15 protein-coding genes and 1 riboswitch are annotated in these 18,051 nt (G+C 45.0%); all 15 genes read left to right on the top strand.

Going from position 1 to position 18,051, the window contains the following annotated elements; genetic code table 11:
• The first annotated feature begins 4 nt into the window (after window positions 1–4).
• Window positions 5–1,414, top strand: coding sequence for a VanW family protein (locus tag CALPO_RS0108535; RefSeq protein ID WP_051585938.1), 1,410 nt, complete (start codon window positions 5–7; stop codon window positions 1,412–1,414).
• Between the two features lie 35 nt (window positions 1,415–1,449).
• A riboswitch (cobalamin riboswitch) is annotated at window positions 1,450–1,630 on the top strand.
• A gap of 138 nt (window positions 1,631–1,768) precedes the next feature.
• Window positions 1,769–2,725, top strand: coding sequence for an ABC transporter substrate-binding protein (locus CALPO_RS0108530; protein WP_026486929.1), 957 nt, complete (start codon window positions 1,769–1,771; stop codon window positions 2,723–2,725).
• Window positions 2,709–3,716 (top strand): FecCD family ABC transporter permease, encoded by a 1,008-nt coding sequence (locus CALPO_RS0108525; protein ID WP_051585937.1) that lies wholly within the window; start codon window positions 2,709–2,711, stop codon window positions 3,714–3,716. Before CALPO_RS0108530 ends, CALPO_RS0108525 begins: the two co-directional genes overlap by 17 nt.
• A complete protein-coding gene (locus CALPO_RS13665) occupies window positions 3,716–4,609 on the top strand; it encodes an ABC transporter ATP-binding protein (RefSeq protein WP_084295240.1) in 894 nt (297 codons plus the stop codon). The genes CALPO_RS0108525 and CALPO_RS13665 overlap by 1 nt, the downstream gene beginning before the upstream one ends.
• Window positions 4,500–5,288, top strand: a complete 789-nt coding sequence (locus tag CALPO_RS13660; protein ID WP_156940168.1) for a CobD/CbiB family cobalamin biosynthesis protein — start codon at window positions 4,500–4,502, stop codon at window positions 5,286–5,288. Before CALPO_RS13665 ends, CALPO_RS13660 begins: the two co-directional genes overlap by 110 nt.
• 21 nt (window positions 5,289–5,309) lie before the next feature.
• On the top strand, window positions 5,310–5,858 hold the full coding sequence (gene cobU / locus CALPO_RS0108510) for a bifunctional adenosylcobinamide kinase/adenosylcobinamide-phosphate guanylyltransferase (RefSeq protein ID WP_026486927.1): 549 nt from the start codon (window positions 5,310–5,312) through the stop codon (window positions 5,856–5,858).
• Between the two features lie 11 nt (window positions 5,859–5,869).
• Window positions 5,870–6,637 (top strand): adenosylcobinamide-GDP ribazoletransferase, encoded by a 768-nt coding sequence (gene cobS, locus CALPO_RS0108505; protein ID WP_084295238.1) that lies wholly within the window; start codon window positions 5,870–5,872, stop codon window positions 6,635–6,637.
• Between the two features lie 5 nt (window positions 6,638–6,642).
• Complete coding sequence (locus CALPO_RS0108500; protein WP_026486925.1) at window positions 6,643–7,245, top strand: histidine phosphatase family protein; 603 nt, start codon at window positions 6,643–6,645, stop codon at window positions 7,243–7,245.
• Window positions 7,242–8,447 carry a glutamyl-tRNA reductase gene (gene hemA / locus CALPO_RS0108495; protein WP_026486924.1) on the top strand — a complete coding sequence of 402 codons (1,206 nt, stop codon included), beginning with the start codon at window positions 7,242–7,244 and terminating at the stop codon, window positions 8,445–8,447. Before CALPO_RS0108500 ends, hemA begins: the two co-directional genes overlap by 4 nt.
• Window positions 8,444–9,349: a hydroxymethylbilane synthase gene (gene hemC, locus CALPO_RS0108490; RefSeq protein WP_026486923.1), complete on the top strand. Its 906-nt coding sequence runs from the start codon at window positions 8,444–8,446 to the stop codon at window positions 9,347–9,349. The genes hemA and hemC overlap by 4 nt, the downstream gene beginning before the upstream one ends.
• Window positions 9,350–9,373: 24 nt before the next feature.
• Window positions 9,374–10,858 (top strand): uroporphyrinogen-III C-methyltransferase, encoded by a 1,485-nt coding sequence (cobA, locus tag CALPO_RS0108485; RefSeq protein WP_026486922.1) that lies wholly within the window; start codon window positions 9,374–9,376, stop codon window positions 10,856–10,858.
• A gap of 622 nt (window positions 10,859–11,480) precedes the next feature.
• Window positions 11,481–12,770, top strand: a complete 1,290-nt coding sequence (locus CALPO_RS0108475; protein ID WP_026486921.1) for an ABC transporter substrate-binding protein — start codon at window positions 11,481–11,483, stop codon at window positions 12,768–12,770.
• 98 nt (window positions 12,771–12,868) lie between these two features.
• Window positions 12,869–13,801, top strand: a complete 933-nt coding sequence (locus CALPO_RS0108470; protein WP_218915178.1) for a carbohydrate ABC transporter permease — start codon at window positions 12,869–12,871, stop codon at window positions 13,799–13,801.
• Window positions 13,802–13,822: 21 nt separating this feature from the next.
• A complete protein-coding gene (locus CALPO_RS0108465) occupies window positions 13,823–14,662 on the top strand; it encodes a carbohydrate ABC transporter permease (protein WP_218915177.1) in 840 nt (279 codons plus the stop codon).
• 27 nt (window positions 14,663–14,689) lie between these two features.
• A complete protein-coding gene (locus CALPO_RS0108460) occupies window positions 14,690–17,794 on the top strand; it encodes a glycoside hydrolase family 2 TIM barrel-domain containing protein (protein ID WP_026486918.1) in 3,105 nt (1,034 codons plus the stop codon).
• The last annotated feature ends 257 nt before the right edge of the window (window positions 17,795–18,051 follow it).

The raw sequence follows: 18,051 nt of genomic DNA, 5'->3' as shown, positions 1-18,051 counted from the left end.
AGCGATGGTGTCGGAGGTTAAGACCACCGGGAAGAAAATATTTATGGGCTTTATAATGGCATTATTGATTTTATTCCTCATGGGAGCAGCTTTTGGAGGAACTTATGCCTATCTGCTTTTAAGCCAGAAGACCATAGCGAAAAACGTCTACGTAGACAATATCAACTTAGGTGGATTGACAAAAGAAGCTGCTCTGGCAAAGCTAAAAGAGCAGTACGATGGGGTGCTGAAAAAGAGCTTGACGCTGCTATGGGACAGGGGTGAGAAAATTGTAAGCTATTCCGATTTGGGAGTTTCATACAATTACGGAGAAGTGATTGATAGGGCCTACGCTGTGGGTAAGGATAAGAATATTATGAAAGCGCTCAAAGAGATATACGATGCCAGCAAGTACGGCGTTAGGCTACAACTACAGATGAATATAGATACAAAAAAAATCGACGATATTCTCACCGCTATTGCTAAGGAAGTAAACGTACCCGCTGAAGACGCGAAGTTGATATTCAATAAAGGAACTTTTACGGTTATACCAGATAAGAAAGGCAAAAAGCTGGATGTAGCGGCATCCAAGGAGGAGATTTTAAAAAGTATAAAGGCTGGAGGTCAATTGGTGAGGTTAAAGGTCGATGAAATTATGCCAAAATATACGGCGGAATTTTTCAGCAGAGTAAACACCAAGATAGCGTCGTTTTCTACCAAATTTAACCCTGCGGATGCCAATAGAACGGATAACATAAAAGTGGCAGCAAAGGCTTTAAATGGCACGTTGTTGATGCCTGATGAAGAATTTTCTCTCAATAAGACCCTTGGTCCCAGAATCATTTCCAACGGCTATAAAAGCGCGCCGGTTATAGTAAATGGCAAACTGGTAGATGACGTGGGAGGCGGCGTATGCCAGATTGCCACCACCCTCTATAACGCGGTGTTGAGGGCAAACCTCGCTGTTACCAGCAGAATTCACCATCAGTTTCCCGTTTCTTATGTACCGCCAGGGCTTGATGCTACTATTGCGGGAGATTGGTTTGACTTCAGGTTTAAGAATACATCAAAATACCCTGTGTATATTTCTTCCTATGTCTCAGGTAACAGATTTAACGTGGACATTTACGGTGATAATTATTTAAACGGCATGACCTTTGAATTTAAATCTGATGTAATAAAGGTCAATAAGGCGAAGACTATATACGTGGACGACAACAAATTGCCTTACGGTAAGGAGGAAATAGAGAGGCCCGCTCATGATGGCGTGGTGGTAGATGTATACAAGTACACTTACAGGTATGGAAAGCTTATAAGTAAAGAGAAATTATACAGGGATACCTATGAAACGGTGGATGCCATTGTGAGAAGAGGAATAAATAAAAAAGCGCAAGATGAAAACAACGCCACTACTGCGCCCACTTCCCAACATTGACAAATGTCATCGGGTTATGTTAATATTAAAAAAAATTTAATAAAAAACCTCATGGTTTTCTACAAGAAATTAAAAGGGAAAACGGTGAAAATCCGTTACAGCCCCCGCTACTGTGAGCGATGATGAAATCGGCAATTGACCACTGGGCAAACCGGGAAGGTGCCGAGAGTAAGATGATTCGCAAGTCAGGAGACCTGCCATGAGGTTCACGCATAGCCTTCGGAGGGAAGGAGTGATGCGCATTTAAAGGCGTACGCGTTTTAAAGTTTTACGCTCAAAGTGCGTCTTATAGTAGATTTTTGCGTATAACCCATCCGTCCTGGATGGGTTTAATTTTTTTTGGAGGTGTGTTAGATGTTTAAAAAAGGGCTTTTATGGTTGCTGGTGCTGGTACTGGTTATAATGGGGTCTATTTCATGCGCAGGGAATTCCACAAAGACGGCGGTTATTAAGGCTCGCCCAAAGGCGTCTGGGCAGCGGGTGCAGCATACGGTCTACCCTTTAAAGGTCACCGACTTTACGGGCAGAGAAGTGGAAATAGCTAAAAAGCCTGAAAAAGTAGTATCTTTGGCCCCTAGTAATACCGAAATACTCTTTGCAATAGATGCAGGCGATGAGATAGTGGGAGTTACTGATTTTGACGATTATCCCCCTGAGGCCAAAAATATAGATAAAGTCGGTGGATTTAAGGGAGCCAATGTGGAAGCAATAGCCAGCAAAAAGCCTGATGTGGTGTTGGCGGGGACAACTGTCACAAAAGACGAGGTTCAAAAAATTCAATCATTGGGTATACCTGTGGTCATAACCGAAGCCCAGAGTTTTAACCAGATTTACGATTCCATCAGCCTTATAGGTAAGATTGTGGATAAAAATGAGCAAGCGAGTAAATTGGTCGCCCAGATGAAGAGCAAAGTTTCGGAGATATCGGATAAGGTTAAAAATAGCGATAAAGTCAGGGCGTATTATGCGGTTCAATTTGGCCAGCAAAACTGGACAGCGGGCAAAGGCACATTTATCGATGAGATAATCGCTATGGCTGGAGGCATTAATGTGGTTTCGGATGTCAAGGGATGGGCTCAGTACAGCATGGAAAAATTGGTTAAGGATAATCCCCAGGTGTTGCTCACTTCATCTCATGCCGGCAATGTAAAAGACCTTAGCAATATGCAAGGGTATAAAGACCTGGATGCAGTTAAAAATGGCAAAATAATTGTCATCGACGACAACATCATATTGCGGCCGGGTCCCAGGATAGTTCAAGGGCTTGAAACGGTGGCGAAGGCTTTGCACCCCGATGCGTTTAAACAATAGTATGAAAAGGGCGTTAATATACTTTTTGCTCGTGTTGGTGCTATTGCTATCAGTAGCTGCTTCCACCTGCATAGGTACTGTCAGGATCCCTTTGCCGCGCTTGTTTAAAATATTTATGACAATAAGTGAACCTGGTCTTTACAGGACAGACCGGCTGATAATTTTGTCGCTAAGGTTTCCCAGGGCTGTAGAAGCGGCTATGGTAGGGATGGCGCTGGCGACAGTGGGAGCTTGTTTTCAGGGCCTGCTTAAAAATCCTATGGCAGATCCTTATGTCCTTGGCATATCTTCGGGGGCTGCTGTGGGGGCCACCGTAGCCATTGTAGCAGGGTTAGGGCTTATTGCAACTAATATCCTGGCGTTTTTAATGGCCATACTGACGGTTTTTGCGGTGTACATTATGGCGAAAAAGGGGTCCAGGATTGATATGACGGCGATGTTGCTGGCTGGAATTGCAATAAGTGCCTTTCTCTCCTCTGTGATTTCGTTTTTGATGCTTTTAAACCACCAGGAGATGTCCAGGATTGTCTTCTGGACCATGGGCGGCTTTAGCTACGTGACGTGGCAGCAAATTGTTGTATCCGCTGCGGTTATATTACCTTCCAGCATTGTGATGTACTTTTATTCGTGGGACTTAAACGCCTTGCTTACAGGGGAAGAATCGGCTTATCACCTGGGGGTAAATGTGGAAAAGACCAAAAGGGTTTTGCTGATGTTGGGGTCCATCATAACGGCGGCGGCTGTGTCGGTAAGCGGTATAATAGGATTTGTAGGTCTTATCGTTCCCCACACGGTAAGGCTTATTACAGGTCCTGACCACAGGTTTTTGATACCCTGTAGCGCCATTTCAGGGGGGATTTTTTTGATATGGGCGGATACGCTGTCGCGGCTGGTTTTGTCGCCTGCTGAAGTGCCCGTAGGTATTATAACCTCGGCGGTAGGAGGGCCGTTTTTTCTCTATCTCCTCGTTAAAAACAGGAGGACGCAGTGATGTTGAAATTGGTTGATGTCCATTTTTCTTATGATAAAAGAGAGGTTTTAAAAGGCATCCACTTGGATGTAGGAGAAGGCAGCTTTATCGGTTTGATAGGTCCCAATGGTTCGGGCAAGAGTACCCTTTTGAAGTCTATATCAGGTTATCTAAAGCCCTCAAAGGGCAAGGTCTTGCTAAACGGCATAGACATAAGCGCCATGGATATAAAGGCCAGGGCCAGGCACATAGGGTATGTGCCGCAAGACACATCAATAGACTTTGATTTTACCTGTGAAGACATAGTGAGGATGGGGCGTATGCCATATCATAAGTGGTTTGGAAAGGAGACAGAAGAGGACAGGAAAGCTGTAGAGCACGCCATGCGTGTGACCAACACGTGGCATATGAAGGACGTGCCTATAACTCATTTGAGCGGCGGAGAAAGGCAGAGGGTGCTGATAGCCAGAGCGATCTGTCAACAGCCGGAGGTTTTGCTTCTAGACGAACCTGTATCCCATTTGGATATAAAATATCAGTATGATATAATGGATATGGTATCGCGATTGAGCCGTTGTGGTATGACCGTGATAGCGGTGCTTCACGATCTTAGTTTAGCGTCCCAATATTGTCGCGATATAGCGTTGATTTGCGATGGGATGGTGATAGCGTCGGGTAGCCCGCAGGAGGTCATAACCGCTGAGAATATAAAAAAGGCCTATCGGGCAGATGTGCTTATTATGCCAAACCCTGTTAACGGTATGCCCGTGGTAGTGCCTTCACAGAGTAAAGAAGGGAGCTTAAGTGATACAGGTAGTCATCGCATACGTTATGAATCTGATTTTAGGCGATCCCCCGGGATGGCCCCATCCTGTAAAGGTTATAAGCGATTTCGTATCCCGCATGGAATGTAGTTTAAAAGCGAGGTACAAAGATCCCAGGGGTGAAAAGAAAGCGGGTATAATCCTTTGTACGGCGGTAGTGTTTTTGACGTTTGCCGTCGCATATGCTCTGATGTTTGTGGCATCGGTCTTGGGGCGATACGCTGTAATGGCAGTGAACATTATTCTTATGTATACGGCGTTTGATGCCAGAGGACTTGACGTAAAGATGAGCAAAGTGCATAGATCGTTGAAAATAGGGGATGTGGCTTGCGCCAGAAAAGCTTTATCGCCGATGGTGAGCAATGCAGAACACCTGGACCAGGATGACATTTCCAAGGTTGCAGTAAAGGTGATAATAGAGAACATAAACGACAGGATAGTTGCGCCTCTTATGTACGCTGTTATAGGAGGTGCGCCTCTGGCTTTAGTCTATAGAGCTGTCAGCGTGTTGAACGCTATGTTGGATGTTAAAGAGGACGGACATGCCCATCTGGGTTGGGCTTCTGCAAAGTTAAACGGCATTTTAAACTTTATTCCAGCCAGGATAACAAAGCTGGCGACGCTGGCGGCAGCTGAGATATTGCGGTACGATAATGAGACAAAGGCCGTTGAAGCGGATGGTATAATAGGCGCCATAAAGGTAATGTATGCCTCGTCGGTGATATCCTTGCTTTTTTTCTTGCTCGTGAAATTTTTGCTGACGGCATGAGGCAGATAATGGAGGTATAAAATGGGACGGCTTATAATGATTACAGGCGGTGCCAGATCTGGCAAAAGCACTTTTGCAGAAAAGCTGGCGGCAAAGGCCAGCAGCGTGCTATACGTCGCTACATCCATCCCTTTTGACGATGAGATGAAGGATAGGGTCAAAAAACACAGGGAAAGAAGACCTGCTCACTGGAACACCTATGAGGGCTATAAAGGTTTAAAGAAGGTAATTGCAGAGGCTGATAAAGAAGTGGTGCTGCTGGACTGTATGACAGTTATGATCGCCAATTTGCTTATGGACGAAGGCGGTGACTGGGATAAGATACCTTTAAGCTCCGTAGATGAAATAGAGAGGGGTATAGAGCAGGAGGTTGTGGGTATTGTGGAGGGCGCCAGAGACTCAAAAGCGATGGTCATTGTGGTCTCCAACGAGGTAGGTATGGGTTTGGTGCCTGAATACAGGTTGGGACGGGTTTTTAGGGACATAGCAGGAAGGATGAACCAGCTGGTAGCCGCAGATGCGGACGAAGTTTATTTGATGGTGTCCGGTATACCTGTTAAAATAAAATAGAGGTGTAGTGGATGATATTAATAGATGAAGTAAAGCGCTTTGTACTTATGGTGCAATTTATGACCAGGATTCCTGTACCTGTTAATATCCACGCAGGAGAGGGGGATTTTGGTAAAGGCAGCAGGTATTTTCCGGTAATAGGCCTTATCCTGGGGTTGCTAGTGTATGCGGTCTATTACGGTAGTTTGCGGGAGTTGCCCGAGGAAATATCGGTGTTGATAGCCATAGCGGCCTCTTACGCCTTGACAGGCTGTATGCACATAGATGGGCTGGCTGATACATTTGATGGCTTGTTTAGCGCCAGGAGCAGGGATAAGGTGTTGGATATAATGAAAGACAGCCGCATTGGCACTAATGGGGTTTTGGCTGTGTTATTTGTGGTGCTATTTAAGGCGCTTTTTTTAATGGAAATGGATCCTCTGTTCGTGCCCACAGCCCTTATAATAGCGCATGTTATGGGGAGGTGGGCGATGGTTCCCGCCATGGCTTTTTCCAGGTCGGCAAGGGATGGCAAGGGGCTGGGCGGTTTGTTTATAGGCAGGGTGAAAGCTCTGGATGTGGCAGTTGCTGCGGCCTTTACATTGGTTTTTGGCTATTTTTTCAGCGGTTTTTCTTATGCGCACGTAATATGGATAGCTGTTATTTCGGCTTTAAGCGGGCTTTCCATAACAGGTTATATTCACTGGAGGATCGGTGGTATGACGGGAGATACCGTTGGAAGCATCGGTGAAATAACAGAGTTGATATCCTATGCATATGTATTTATGGCGACGAGGTAAGCGGTATGCGGGTATATCTTATAAGGCATGGAGAAACAGACGCTAACCAAAAGGGTATATACGCTGGCTGGAGCGAGGCTGAGTTGACACCAAAAGGCATGGAGCAGACAGATAGGATCGTGGATTTTTTAAAAGAAGTCGGCATTGATGGCGTGTACGCCAGCCCTAGCAAGAGGTGTATGCATGTTGCCATGGCCTTTATGGGTACGGTGCCTGTTAAGGCTCTGGAGGAGTTACGAGAACAAAACTTTGGGGTATTTGAAGGCTTGATGTGGCACCAAGCAAAAAGACAATATCCCATGGAGTGGGAAAGGTGGTGCCGTGATCCTGAGTACCGGATACCTGGTGGAGAGAGCTTTTCGGAGTTTTACAGTAGGGTCATAAAAGGGTTTGAGGGGATTGTAGCAGGTGGTGCTCAAAGCGTCGCTGTAATAACCCATGGCGGCCCTATAAAGGCTATATTGTCTTATATAGTTTGCGGCGATCAAGGGGCTTTTTGGAGGTTTAAGGTAGATAATGGCAGCGTTTCTATGATAAACATTGCAGGAGATGGTTATGCAGTGATTGAAAAAGTGAATTGTACTTTTGCGGTGGGGAAATGGCTATGAGTTTAGAGGATTTAAAGGTGATAGGCGTGGATCAAAACACGCCTATAAGCATAAGGGAAAAACTGGCGCTTAAAAAGGATGAGCTGATAGGCGCCCTCAAGCAGGTTGTGGAACTGGAGGGCGTGGAGGAAGCTGTTATACTTTCCACGTGCAACAGGACTGAGGTATATACTTATTCCAGAGGGGCCGATGGAGATACACTGGGTTTTTTGTGCCGGTATTCTGGGTTAGCCCTTGATCAGATAAAAGAGTATGGGTACTGCTACCGAGGACGAGATGGTGTAAAACACCTCTTTGAAGTGGCATGTGGTTTAAGATCCATGGTGGTAGGTGAAGAACAGATTCTAGGACAGGTTAAAGAGGCGTATGAAAAATCTATGGAAGCAGGTACTGCCCACAAAGTGTTGAGCAGGATGTTTTTGGATGCAATTTCTCTAGGGAAAAAAGTCAGAGCGACCACAGGTATAGCAGATATTCCTTTATCTGTAAGTTATATAGCGGTTAAGTTCATTGAACAAGCCTTTAACGGCAGAATCTCTGATAAAAAGGTATTTGTCATAGGCACAGGAGAGATGGGGAGGATCGTCATAAAAAACCTGATTGCAAAAGGCGTTGAGAGGATTTACGTTACAAATAGGACCCATAAGAGGACGGTGGATCTTAAAAAAGAGTTTCCACAGCTTACGACGGTGAATTATGAGTTTAAGTACAGCGCTATGGCCGACTGCGATGTAATCATAAGCGCTACTGATGCCCCCCATTATACGGTCAATTACGATAAGTTCAAAGGTGTATACAGAGGTCATAAAGTCTGCATGGTAGATATAGCTCTTCCCCGGGATATAGACCCCAGGGTTGCGGAGCTGCCAGGGGTGAGCCTGTATACCCTTGATGATCTTAAAAGGGTTTCTTATGAGAACGGTTTGAAAAGGCGCGATTTAATAGACGATATAGAAAAGATGGTGGAGGAGGCAGCAGGAGAATACGTAAAGTGGTTAGCCCAGCAAAAGCTGGTTCCCATGATAAAAGAGGTAAATGAATACGCAGGAGAGGTCTGCCTCTTGGAATTCCAAAGGTTGAAAAACAAAGTCGTATTAACGGAGAGAGAAATGGAGCAGGTCAGGATTGCCCTGCACAGGGTTGCCTCTAAAATGGTAAATAGGTTTATACAGTATATCAAGGAGCACGGTGATGGGGGATGAGGATAAGGATTGGGAGCAGGGCCAGCAAGTTGGCGTTGCTCCAGGCTCAAATAGTTGTAGAGAGTTTGAAATCTATAGATAAAAACATTGATTTTGAAGTCGTAAAGATTTCAACCAGTGGTGATAGGTGGACAAATAGGCCGTTAAGCGAAGCGGGGGGAAAGGGCTTATTTGTCAAAGAGATAGAAAAGGCGCTATTGGAGAGGGATATAGATATAGCGGTGCACAGCATGAAAGACGTACCCGGTGTGCTGCCAGAAGGCCTCTTTATAGCTGCTGTATTAGAGCGAGAAGACCCCAGGGATGTACTGGTGTGCAACAGGCGTTTTTTTCCGGTGCCTCTATTTGCACAGGAGGGATTGAAAGGGCTTGGTAGAGGGGCTAAAATCGGCACGAGCAGTTTGAGAAGAGCAGTTCAGCTAAAAGATATGGACGATAGCGTTGAGGTAGTGCCTTTACGGGGAAATGTGGATAGCCGTTTAAGAAAAATGGAAGAGTTGGGCCTTGATGGTATTATCGTGGCAGCAGCGGGATTAAAGAGGCTAGGTATGGGGGACAGGATAGACTGGTATATACCTGTAGATGTGATGGTGCCGGCTGTGGGGCAAGGCGCTTTGGCGGTTGAGATGAGGGAAAAAGACCCGTTATATGAAGTGGTAAAACACCTAAATCACAGGGAAACGGAAATGTGCGTAAGGGCTGAAAGGGCTTTTATGATGGAGTTAGGCGGCAATTGCAGTGTTGCAATAGGGGCCTATGCCACGGTATCCAGTGGCAAAATGGTGCTTTTAGGCATGTCTCAGCAAAGCGGCAAGGTAAAAAAGGAAGAAATGCGAGGGGAAATATTTGAGCCGGAATCCCTTGGTAAAAAATTAGCCAAGCGCTTGACAGGTCAAACGTGAGCTTTATGAGAAAAGAGGGATAGGATGGGCAAGGTGTTTTTAGTGGGCGCAGGGCCTGGTGATCCTGAACTCATAACTAAGAAAGCTGAGAGGGTTTTAAAGAAGGCTGACGCGGTGGTGTATGACAGGCTTGTAAACCGCGAGATTCTGTCGCTGGCAAAGGTCGGGGCAGAGATGATCGACGTGGGCAAGATACCAGGTTGCCATAGTGTGCCGCAGGAGGAAATAAACAGGCTTCTGGTACAAAAGGCTAGGCAATATGAGGTAGTCGTGAGGTTGAAAGGAGGAGATCCTTTTGTCTTTGGAAGGGGAGGCGAGGAAGCGCTTTTTTTGCGCCAGCATGGAGTGCCTTTTGAGATAGTACCTGGTATAACCTCTGCGGTGGCAGTGCCGGCTTATGCGGGAATACCCGTCACGCACAGGGATTTGAGCTCATCGGTGCACATCGTAACAGGTCATGAAAGATGCGATAGGGATAAAAGCGTGCTGGATTTTAAAGCATTGGCGGGTCTAGAAGGGACATTGGTATTTCTCATGGGGATAAAGAACATAGAGCACATAGTGAAGGAGTTGGCGAAGAACGGCAAAAAGGAAGAAACACCTGTCGCGGTTATATCCCGTGGCACAACTCCTCATCAGACCACAGTTGTGGGCACATTGAAAGACATATGCCGTAAGGTAAAAGAAAGCGGCATTGGCAATCCCGCTGTCATCGTCATAGGTGACGTGGTATATATGAGGGATCAAATTGGCTGGCATGAAACAGATGGCAAAAAGAGAATACTTCTGACCAGAGCGCCTGAACAATCGGCTGAATTGATAGAAAGCCTGAGAGATTGTGGCTATCAGGTGATTTCGTGTCCTACTGTAAAGATTGAACCGGTTTACGGCGCTTTTGAAGCATTTTCCCGGCGCATTGAAGAATACGACTATCTGGTTTTCTCCAGCGTCAATTCGGTTAAGGTCTTGGATGAAGCCATGTTTCTCTGGAGATTTGATGTGAGGAAGTTAAAAGGCAAGAAAATTGCTGCTGTAGGTGCAGCTACCGCTAAGGCTTTAGAGAAAATCCATATTTGCGCCGACATTGTGCCAGGGGATTTTACCTCTGATGCCTTGGCGGAAATGATGGCAGCGGAGGTAAAGGGTAAGCGCGTCGCGGTGCTTACGTCGGACATAGGGGGAGAAAAGCTTATAGAGAAACTGAGGCAGCACGGAGGTTATGTGGATAAGGTGCCTTTGTACCACAACGTGCCTAATTACGAGATTAAGGATTACCTGATAGAGCAATTGATTAGAGGGCTTGATTTAGCTATATTTACCAGCCCATCTACCTTTAATTACTTAATAGAAATCGCCGGCGATAGCGCAAACCTGTTGAGGGATGTTAGGATAATGGCTATAGGGCCGGTGACAAGTCAGGCTATACTGGAAAAGGGATATAAGGTGGATTTGATGCCCCAAAGGCACGATACTGAGGGCATTATAGCTTTAATAAAAAGGGATGGTTAAATGTTGAGGATTTAGAGCAACCTGGGAAGATGTATAAACGGCCTGTTTTGAGATGGTCTGAAAGTGGTTGTCAGGCGGTCATGCCGCCTACCACGTTCAGATCCTGTGCTGCTCTTTCAAAAGTGTCCATGTCAAATTTGTCGTGAAAGCTCATTGGTTATCTCTCTTCTTTAAAATTTAATTTGTTAAGTACACATTATGCAACTTTTACTAATTTAATAATGGTATTTATATATTAAATTGGTTTTATTAATATAATTTATTAATGTGATTAATTTATATAGGCAAAATGTTTTCACATACGTCAAAATCGCTTATAGTCACCATCCTAGATGTGCTTAAGTGATCACCATAGAAAAATAGAGATAACGTAAGAAAACACGAGAAATATTTAAAAAAGATAAAAAAAGCAGCGAATATTCGTCAAATTTGATGAAATTTGAGTTTTGAAAATGTTTTCGCACTAAGCTAGAATAATAGTAGATGATTTATTAAAAATTTGAATAAAGTTGTAAAACGTTTGTCGCAAAAATAAAGGGGGTGTTGCTTATCTGAAAATAGCTTTTCTGTATAGTGTTCCTAATGGTTTTTAAAATTAATTTTAGGGGAGGAAAATTCAGGTATGCGCAAGAAAGTGTGGGGAATTGCGCTGTCGCTTTTGTTAGCGATAAGCCTTTTGGCAGGATGCTCAGGCGGTAATAAACAGGCTTCATCTTCTGGTAAGTCTCAAAAGGGCGAACGTGTCACATTGACTATGTGGTACTGGAACAGGTCTGTGGAAGACAAATTGATAAAAGATGTGAGCAAGGTATACCCCAATATTACGATAAACGCTACCAAAATCGGTGGCGATTACAACGCGAAGCTGAAGACTACGATGGCAGCGGGCTCGGGCATGCCTGATATCGTCTGTATAAACACCAACGTAGCTGATTATTATCAGTACAAAGACAAGTTTGTAAACTTGCTTGCCCCACCTTATAACGCCGGTGATCTCAAGGATCAGTATTTCGAATGGAAGTGGCAGATGGGAGTCACTCCAGATCAAAAGACAATGATAGCTTTTCCTATGGATACAGGTCCTACTGCGCTATTCTACAGAGAAGATCTATTCCAGAAGGCGGGTTTACCTACCGATCCTCAACAGGTAGCCAATACTATAAAGACGTGGAAGGATTACTTTGATGCAGCTCAAAAACTTAAAAATATAGGCGTATATGCCTTTGACAATATAGGCGACAATGTATTTATAAATGCAACTCAGCAGAAGACCACGCTGTTTTTAGATACCAACAACAACTTTGTAGGAGATAGGCAGGAGATAAAAGACATATTTGACATGGCAGTACAAGCCCGTAAATTGGGTTACAGCGCTAATGTAGCTCGTTATACTACAGACTGGAATGCCGCTATGAATACGGGTAAGGTAGCTTCCTTTGTAGGAGCTGTGTGGATGAAACAGATTCTGGAGGATGCTGCACCTGATACATCGGGTAAATGGCGTATAGCTCCGGCTCCAGGTGGCCCTGGCAATAGCGGTGGATCTTTTATAGCCATTTCTGCGTCTAGCAAGCACCCCCAGGAAGCATGGCAGGCGATTAAGTGGATGATGTCTGCTGAAAACCAGAAGAGGCAGCTTAAGACCATGAACCTCTTCCCCTCAGCAAAAGCTGTTTTTGACGATGAGAGCGTATTCGTAAAGGAGCCGTTTTTTGGAGGGCAGGAGACCAACAGGGTCTTTGCAGATGCTGCGAAGAACATCCCTGTATTCTATTACGGGCCTAATACAGAGGGTATAAGAGGGCTCTACACAGAGCAGTTGAAATTGGTAGAATCGCAGAATAAAGCTGCGGATAAGGCATGGCAGGATGCGCTGAAAAATATAAAGAAACAGTATTTCTCGGGTAGATAACGGCATAGGCTGGATTTGTTCGGCAGGTAAAACTTTTGTCAATTAAGGAATAAGGTTTTATCTGCCGAAATAAATAAGATGTAGGGGGTTGAGGAAAGGTGGATAGCTTAACGGCAATAGAGCGATCTAAGAAGAAGTTTCCTTTAAAGTCGAGAGGTACGTGGCACGAAATCTGGAAAAACAGGTTTATATATCTTTATATATCTCCTTTTTATATATTATTCCTGGTTTTTGGGGCGTTCCCGATTATTTATTCATTTATCCTCTCTTTCAATAAGTGGGACGGAATTGGGCAGATGCAATATGTAGGCCTGAGCCAGTACAGAGCTTTGCTGCAAGACCATGATTTTTGGCAGTCCATAGCCAATACCTTTATAATCTGGGTGGAATCTACCATACCTATGCTCTTTTTCGCGTTGGTTATTGCGTTTCTCCTCAATGCCAAAGACCTCGCTGGAAGGGAAGCGTATAAGACTTTTTATTTTCTTCCCAATGTGACATCTATTGTGGCGGTGGCGATAATATTTGGGCAGATTTTCGGAAATTACGGAATAATTAATTTCATATTGACGAAGTTGGGTTTACAACCCATACAGTGGAGGGACGTTCCCCATTGGGTTCAGGTGGCCATATCTTCCATGGTTTTCTGGAGATGGGTAGGCTATAACGCTATAATATATCTAGCTGGATTACAGCGCATTCCCACAGACCTATACGAGGCAGCAACTGTAGATGGTGCTACAAAGATACAGATATTCTTTAAGATTGTAATTCCCTTGCTCAACCCTATAATATTGTTTACGGTTATAACATCTACTATAGGTGGATTGCAGCTGTTTACTGAGCCTCAGGTTTTTGTGGGAAACAGTGGAGGGCCCAATGGAGGTGGCATGACCATAGTGCTTTACCTTTATAACGAAGCCTTTGTGAGAAATCTGTACGGGTACGCTTCAGCGGTAGCATGGGCATTGGCTATTATAATATTTGCTTTTTCAGCTGTAAACTGGTTTGCCACAAAGCAACTACAATAACGGCGCAAGGGGAGGGTATCAATGAATAAGTATAAAGGTCTGGCAATGATAAAAAAAGCCATTTTGCACTTTTGCTTGATAATAGGGGCTTTAGCCTCTCTGTTCCCTTTCTACTGGTTAGTCGTAATGTCCACCCGCACTACTTCTGATGTATACAGATTTCCACCGGTGCTAATACCCGGCAATAAATTTATCGAAAATTTCCAGAGGGTATTGGAAAATATAAATTTCTGGGGCTCTTTTTTAAACAGTGTGTACGTTTCGGTAGTCACTACGTTGGGAGTGGTTTTCTTCTGTTCCCTGGCGGGTTTCTTCTTTGCTAAATTTGATTTTCCCGGTAAAACGGGATTGTTTATGGGACTGTTAGCTACCATGATGATCCCAGGGCAATTAGGAGTCATTCCCAGGTTTATAATGATGCAGAAGTTTGGATGGGTTAATTCCTTTAACGCACTTATAGTACCCAGTTTGGCCAGCGCTTTTGGGATATTCTGGATGAAACAGTATGGTGAAGAGACTATACCCGATGAACTTATCTCCGCGGCTACCATAGATGGATGCGGGGAGTTTGGGTTGTACTGGCATGTGGGTCTTCCACTGTTAAGGCCTGCTCTGGCATTTTTGGGCATATTTACTTTTATGGGTGCGTGGAACGATTACATGTGGCCTTTAATAGTCATAAGCGATCCCAATAAGAGCGTTATACAGGTGGCGCTGTCTCAGTTAAATGGTATTTACAATACAGATATGGCTATGGTAATGGCTGCGACGGTCATGGCTGTATTGCCATTGGTGGTGTTGTTTATAGTTTTCAGCAGGCAGTTTATATCTGATATAGCTGCCGGTGCTATTAAAGGTTAAATTTAAATTGAGGGAGGTTCTGCCATCATGTCTGAAGGACAAAGAACACCACATCTGTGGGAGGATTTAGATACCCTGGCGATAAATAGGGAGCCTGCCCACTCAACGCTAATACCCTATGCTGATGTGGAATCAGCGCTGAGGTCTGAAAGAGGTCTTTCGCCGTATTTTAAGTTGCTCAGCGGCAACTGGAAATTTCACTACGCTCCATCGCCTGCAGAGGCTCCAGAGGGCTTCGAGCAGGAGTCGTATAGCGTGGAACAATGGGATACCATACCGGTTCCTAGCAACTGGCAAATACTAGGATACGGCAGACCCAATTACACCAATGTAGCTTATCCTTTTCCTGTAGATCCGCCCTTTGTGCCTGATGACAACCCTGTGGGCTCGTATAAAAGGAGTTTCGTCATCCCTGAGAGCTGGAAAGGCAGACAGGTGTTCTTGGTGTTTGAAGGGGTGGATTCTGCGTTTGTGGTGTGGATAAACGGCAAAATGGTGGGTTATAGCAAGGGAAGCCATCTTCCTTCGGAATTTAACATCACGCCTTTTATCCAGCTTGGAGAAAATACCATTGCTGTTCGCGTATACCAGTGGTCTGATGGCAGTTATCTGGAGGACCAGGATAAATGGCGTTTGAGCGGCATATTCAGGGACGTATACCTGTTTGCAACGCCTTGTGTGCACGTCAGAGATGTACACGTGAGGACTGATCTGGATCAGCAGTATGTCAATGCTACGTTGAGCGCAAAGATTAATATTAAAAATTATGGTGAGGAAAACCAGGACGGTTACCGCGTAGAAATATCGCTGTTGGACGATAGCGGCGAGGTGGTTGCAGAAAAATCCTGCGATGAGACGTTGTCTTTGAGCCCTGGGCAAGAAAAAGAGCTTAATGTGGCTCTTGAGGTATTAAACCCCAGGAAGTGGACCGCGGAAACTCCTAATGTTTACACGCTTTTGGTGATTTTAAAGGGCGATAATGGGACAGTTCAGGAAGTGGAGAGCTTCAATGTGGGATTCCGCAAAATAGAGATTAAAGAAGGCAGGTTGCTTTTAAACGGCGTTCCTATAAAACTCAAAGGAGTTAATAGGCATGATATCCACCCTGATCTCGGGTATTCGGTTACCATAGAGTCTATGATTCAAGACATAACCCTTATGAAGCAATACAATATAAACGCCGTCAGGACCTCTCATTACCCCAATGATCCTCGCTGGCTGGATCTATGTGACAGATACGGGCTTTATGTGATCGATGAAACGGATCTGGAAACCCATGGTTTTGCATTTACGGGGAATGTAAGCCAGTTGGCGTGTGATCCAGCGTGGAAAGAAGCTTTTATAGACCGCGCCCGCCGAATGGTGTACAGGGATAAAAACCATCCTTCTGTCATCATGTGGTCGCTGGGCAATGAATCAGGGTATGGTCCCAATCACGATGCCATGGCTGAATGGATAAGGACAGTGGATGACACGAGGCCAATCCATTATGAAGGTGCTTTTGATTCTCCGGTTATGGACGTCGTAAGCGTCATGTATCCTAAGCTGGATTACCTCATAGAACAGGGAGAAAAGACCGACGATCCTCGCCCGTTCTTTATGTGCGAATACGCCCATGCCATGGGAAACGGACCGGGTAACCTCAAGGAATACTGGGATGCTATATACAAATACCCGCGGTTGTTGGGCGGATGCGTATGGGAGTGGGTTGACCATGGGATCCGGCAGAGAACGGAATCTGGAGAAGAATGGTTTGCCTATGGAGGGGATTTTGGAGATAAGCCTAATGATGGCAATTTCTGCATAGACGGTCTTATGTTCCCGGATCGAAAGCCGTATCCTGGCGTTATAGAGCTGAAGAAAGCCATTGAACCGGTACAGGTTTTACCTGTAGACCTCATGAAGGGTCAGGTGAAGATTGTAAACCGTTACGACTTCTTGTCCCTTGAGCATATAGAGGGAAGCTGGGCGCTCATGGGGGACGATGAACTGATACAACAGGGGACGCTGCCTGTGCTGGATGTACCGCCGGCTCAGGAAAGGGTTATAACCATTCCCTATGCTCTTCCTAAACCCAAACCTAGCGTTGAATACTGGCTCAATATAAGCTTTAATTTAAAAGAAGCTACCATGTGGGCGCCAAAAGGGCATCAGGTGGGATGGAGCCAATTTAAGATTCCATTGGCAGTGCCAGAGGTTCCGGCTGTTAAGATATCATCCATGCCACCGCTTAAATTACGCGAAACGGATAAAGAACTGGAAGTGACAGGAGAAGAATTTGAGCTGGTATTTGATAAGCACAGAGGCACGATATCGTCTCTGAAGTACCACGGTATACCTATGGTGAGCAAAGGGCCAAAGGTAAATGTGTGGAGGGCACCCACGGATAACGACGTGCATCAGGCTAAAAAATGGGTGGAGGCGGGACTTGACAAGCTGGTGCCCAGGATAGAGGAGATTCAGCTGACATCTCAATCCCGCGTTGTGCAGGTACGCGTGCAATCTGTATTGGGTTCGTATATTGTGGCGCCGGCTTTTCGAGCTGTGGTTACGTACACCATATATGGCAGCGGAGACGTAATAATATCCACAGACCTTAAACCGCTGAAAGAGCTGCCGTATTTGCCTCGTATAGGCCTTCAGATGAGAATGCCTGGTCAATTTGACAGGTTTGCATGGTATGGCCGTGGGCCTCATGAGAATTATATCGACCGTAAAGAAAGTGCTATTGTGGGCGTTTACGAGGGAACAGTAGAGGACCAGTATGTGCCTTATGTAAGGCCTCAGGAATTCGGGAACAAATGCGATGTCAGATGGGCTGCAGTAACGGACATAAGGGGATATGGGTTGCTGGTAGTGGGTATGCCCACATTGAACGTCAGTGTACAGCAATTTTCCACAGAAGATCTGACCGAGGCGAAGCACACCTATGAGCTCAAGCGCCTTGGTGAAACCGTGTTGAACATGGATTACCAGCAGGGAGGTCTGGGCAGCAACAGCTGTGGGCCTGAACCGTTGCCTCAATACCAACTGAAAGCTGCAGACACCAGCTTTAGTGTGCGCGTAAAGCCTTTTACCAGGTCTATCTGGACCCCCATGTCTTTGAGCAAGCAGATACCTGAGATATTGTGATGCGGTATAACGCGTATCAAAACCCCTGTTTTTCTAGCAGGGGTTTTGATATTTTTATGTGTGAGAATGATAAAGGAAGGAAAAACGAGGAAGAATGAGAAAGATTCAGAAAAAAAAAAAAACGGAGAATTTTCGGCGAATTTAGCTGAATTTAGTCAAATTTGGACTTTGAAAATGTTTCTACAGTGAGGTAATATAAAGTAAAAGACTTAATAAAGTTTTTTTATAAAGATGCTGTTAGTAGAAGGCGGAGAGGA

Origin of the sequence: Caldanaerobius polysaccharolyticus DSM 13641 (assembly GCF_000427425.1) — a bacterium.
Lineage (GTDB): Bacteria > Bacillota > Thermoanaerobacteria > Thermoanaerobacterales > Caldanaerobiaceae > Caldanaerobius > Caldanaerobius polysaccharolyticus.
The sequence above is the reverse complement of the archived record's forward strand: the minus strand, read 5'-3'. Positions and strand labels throughout refer to the sequence as shown.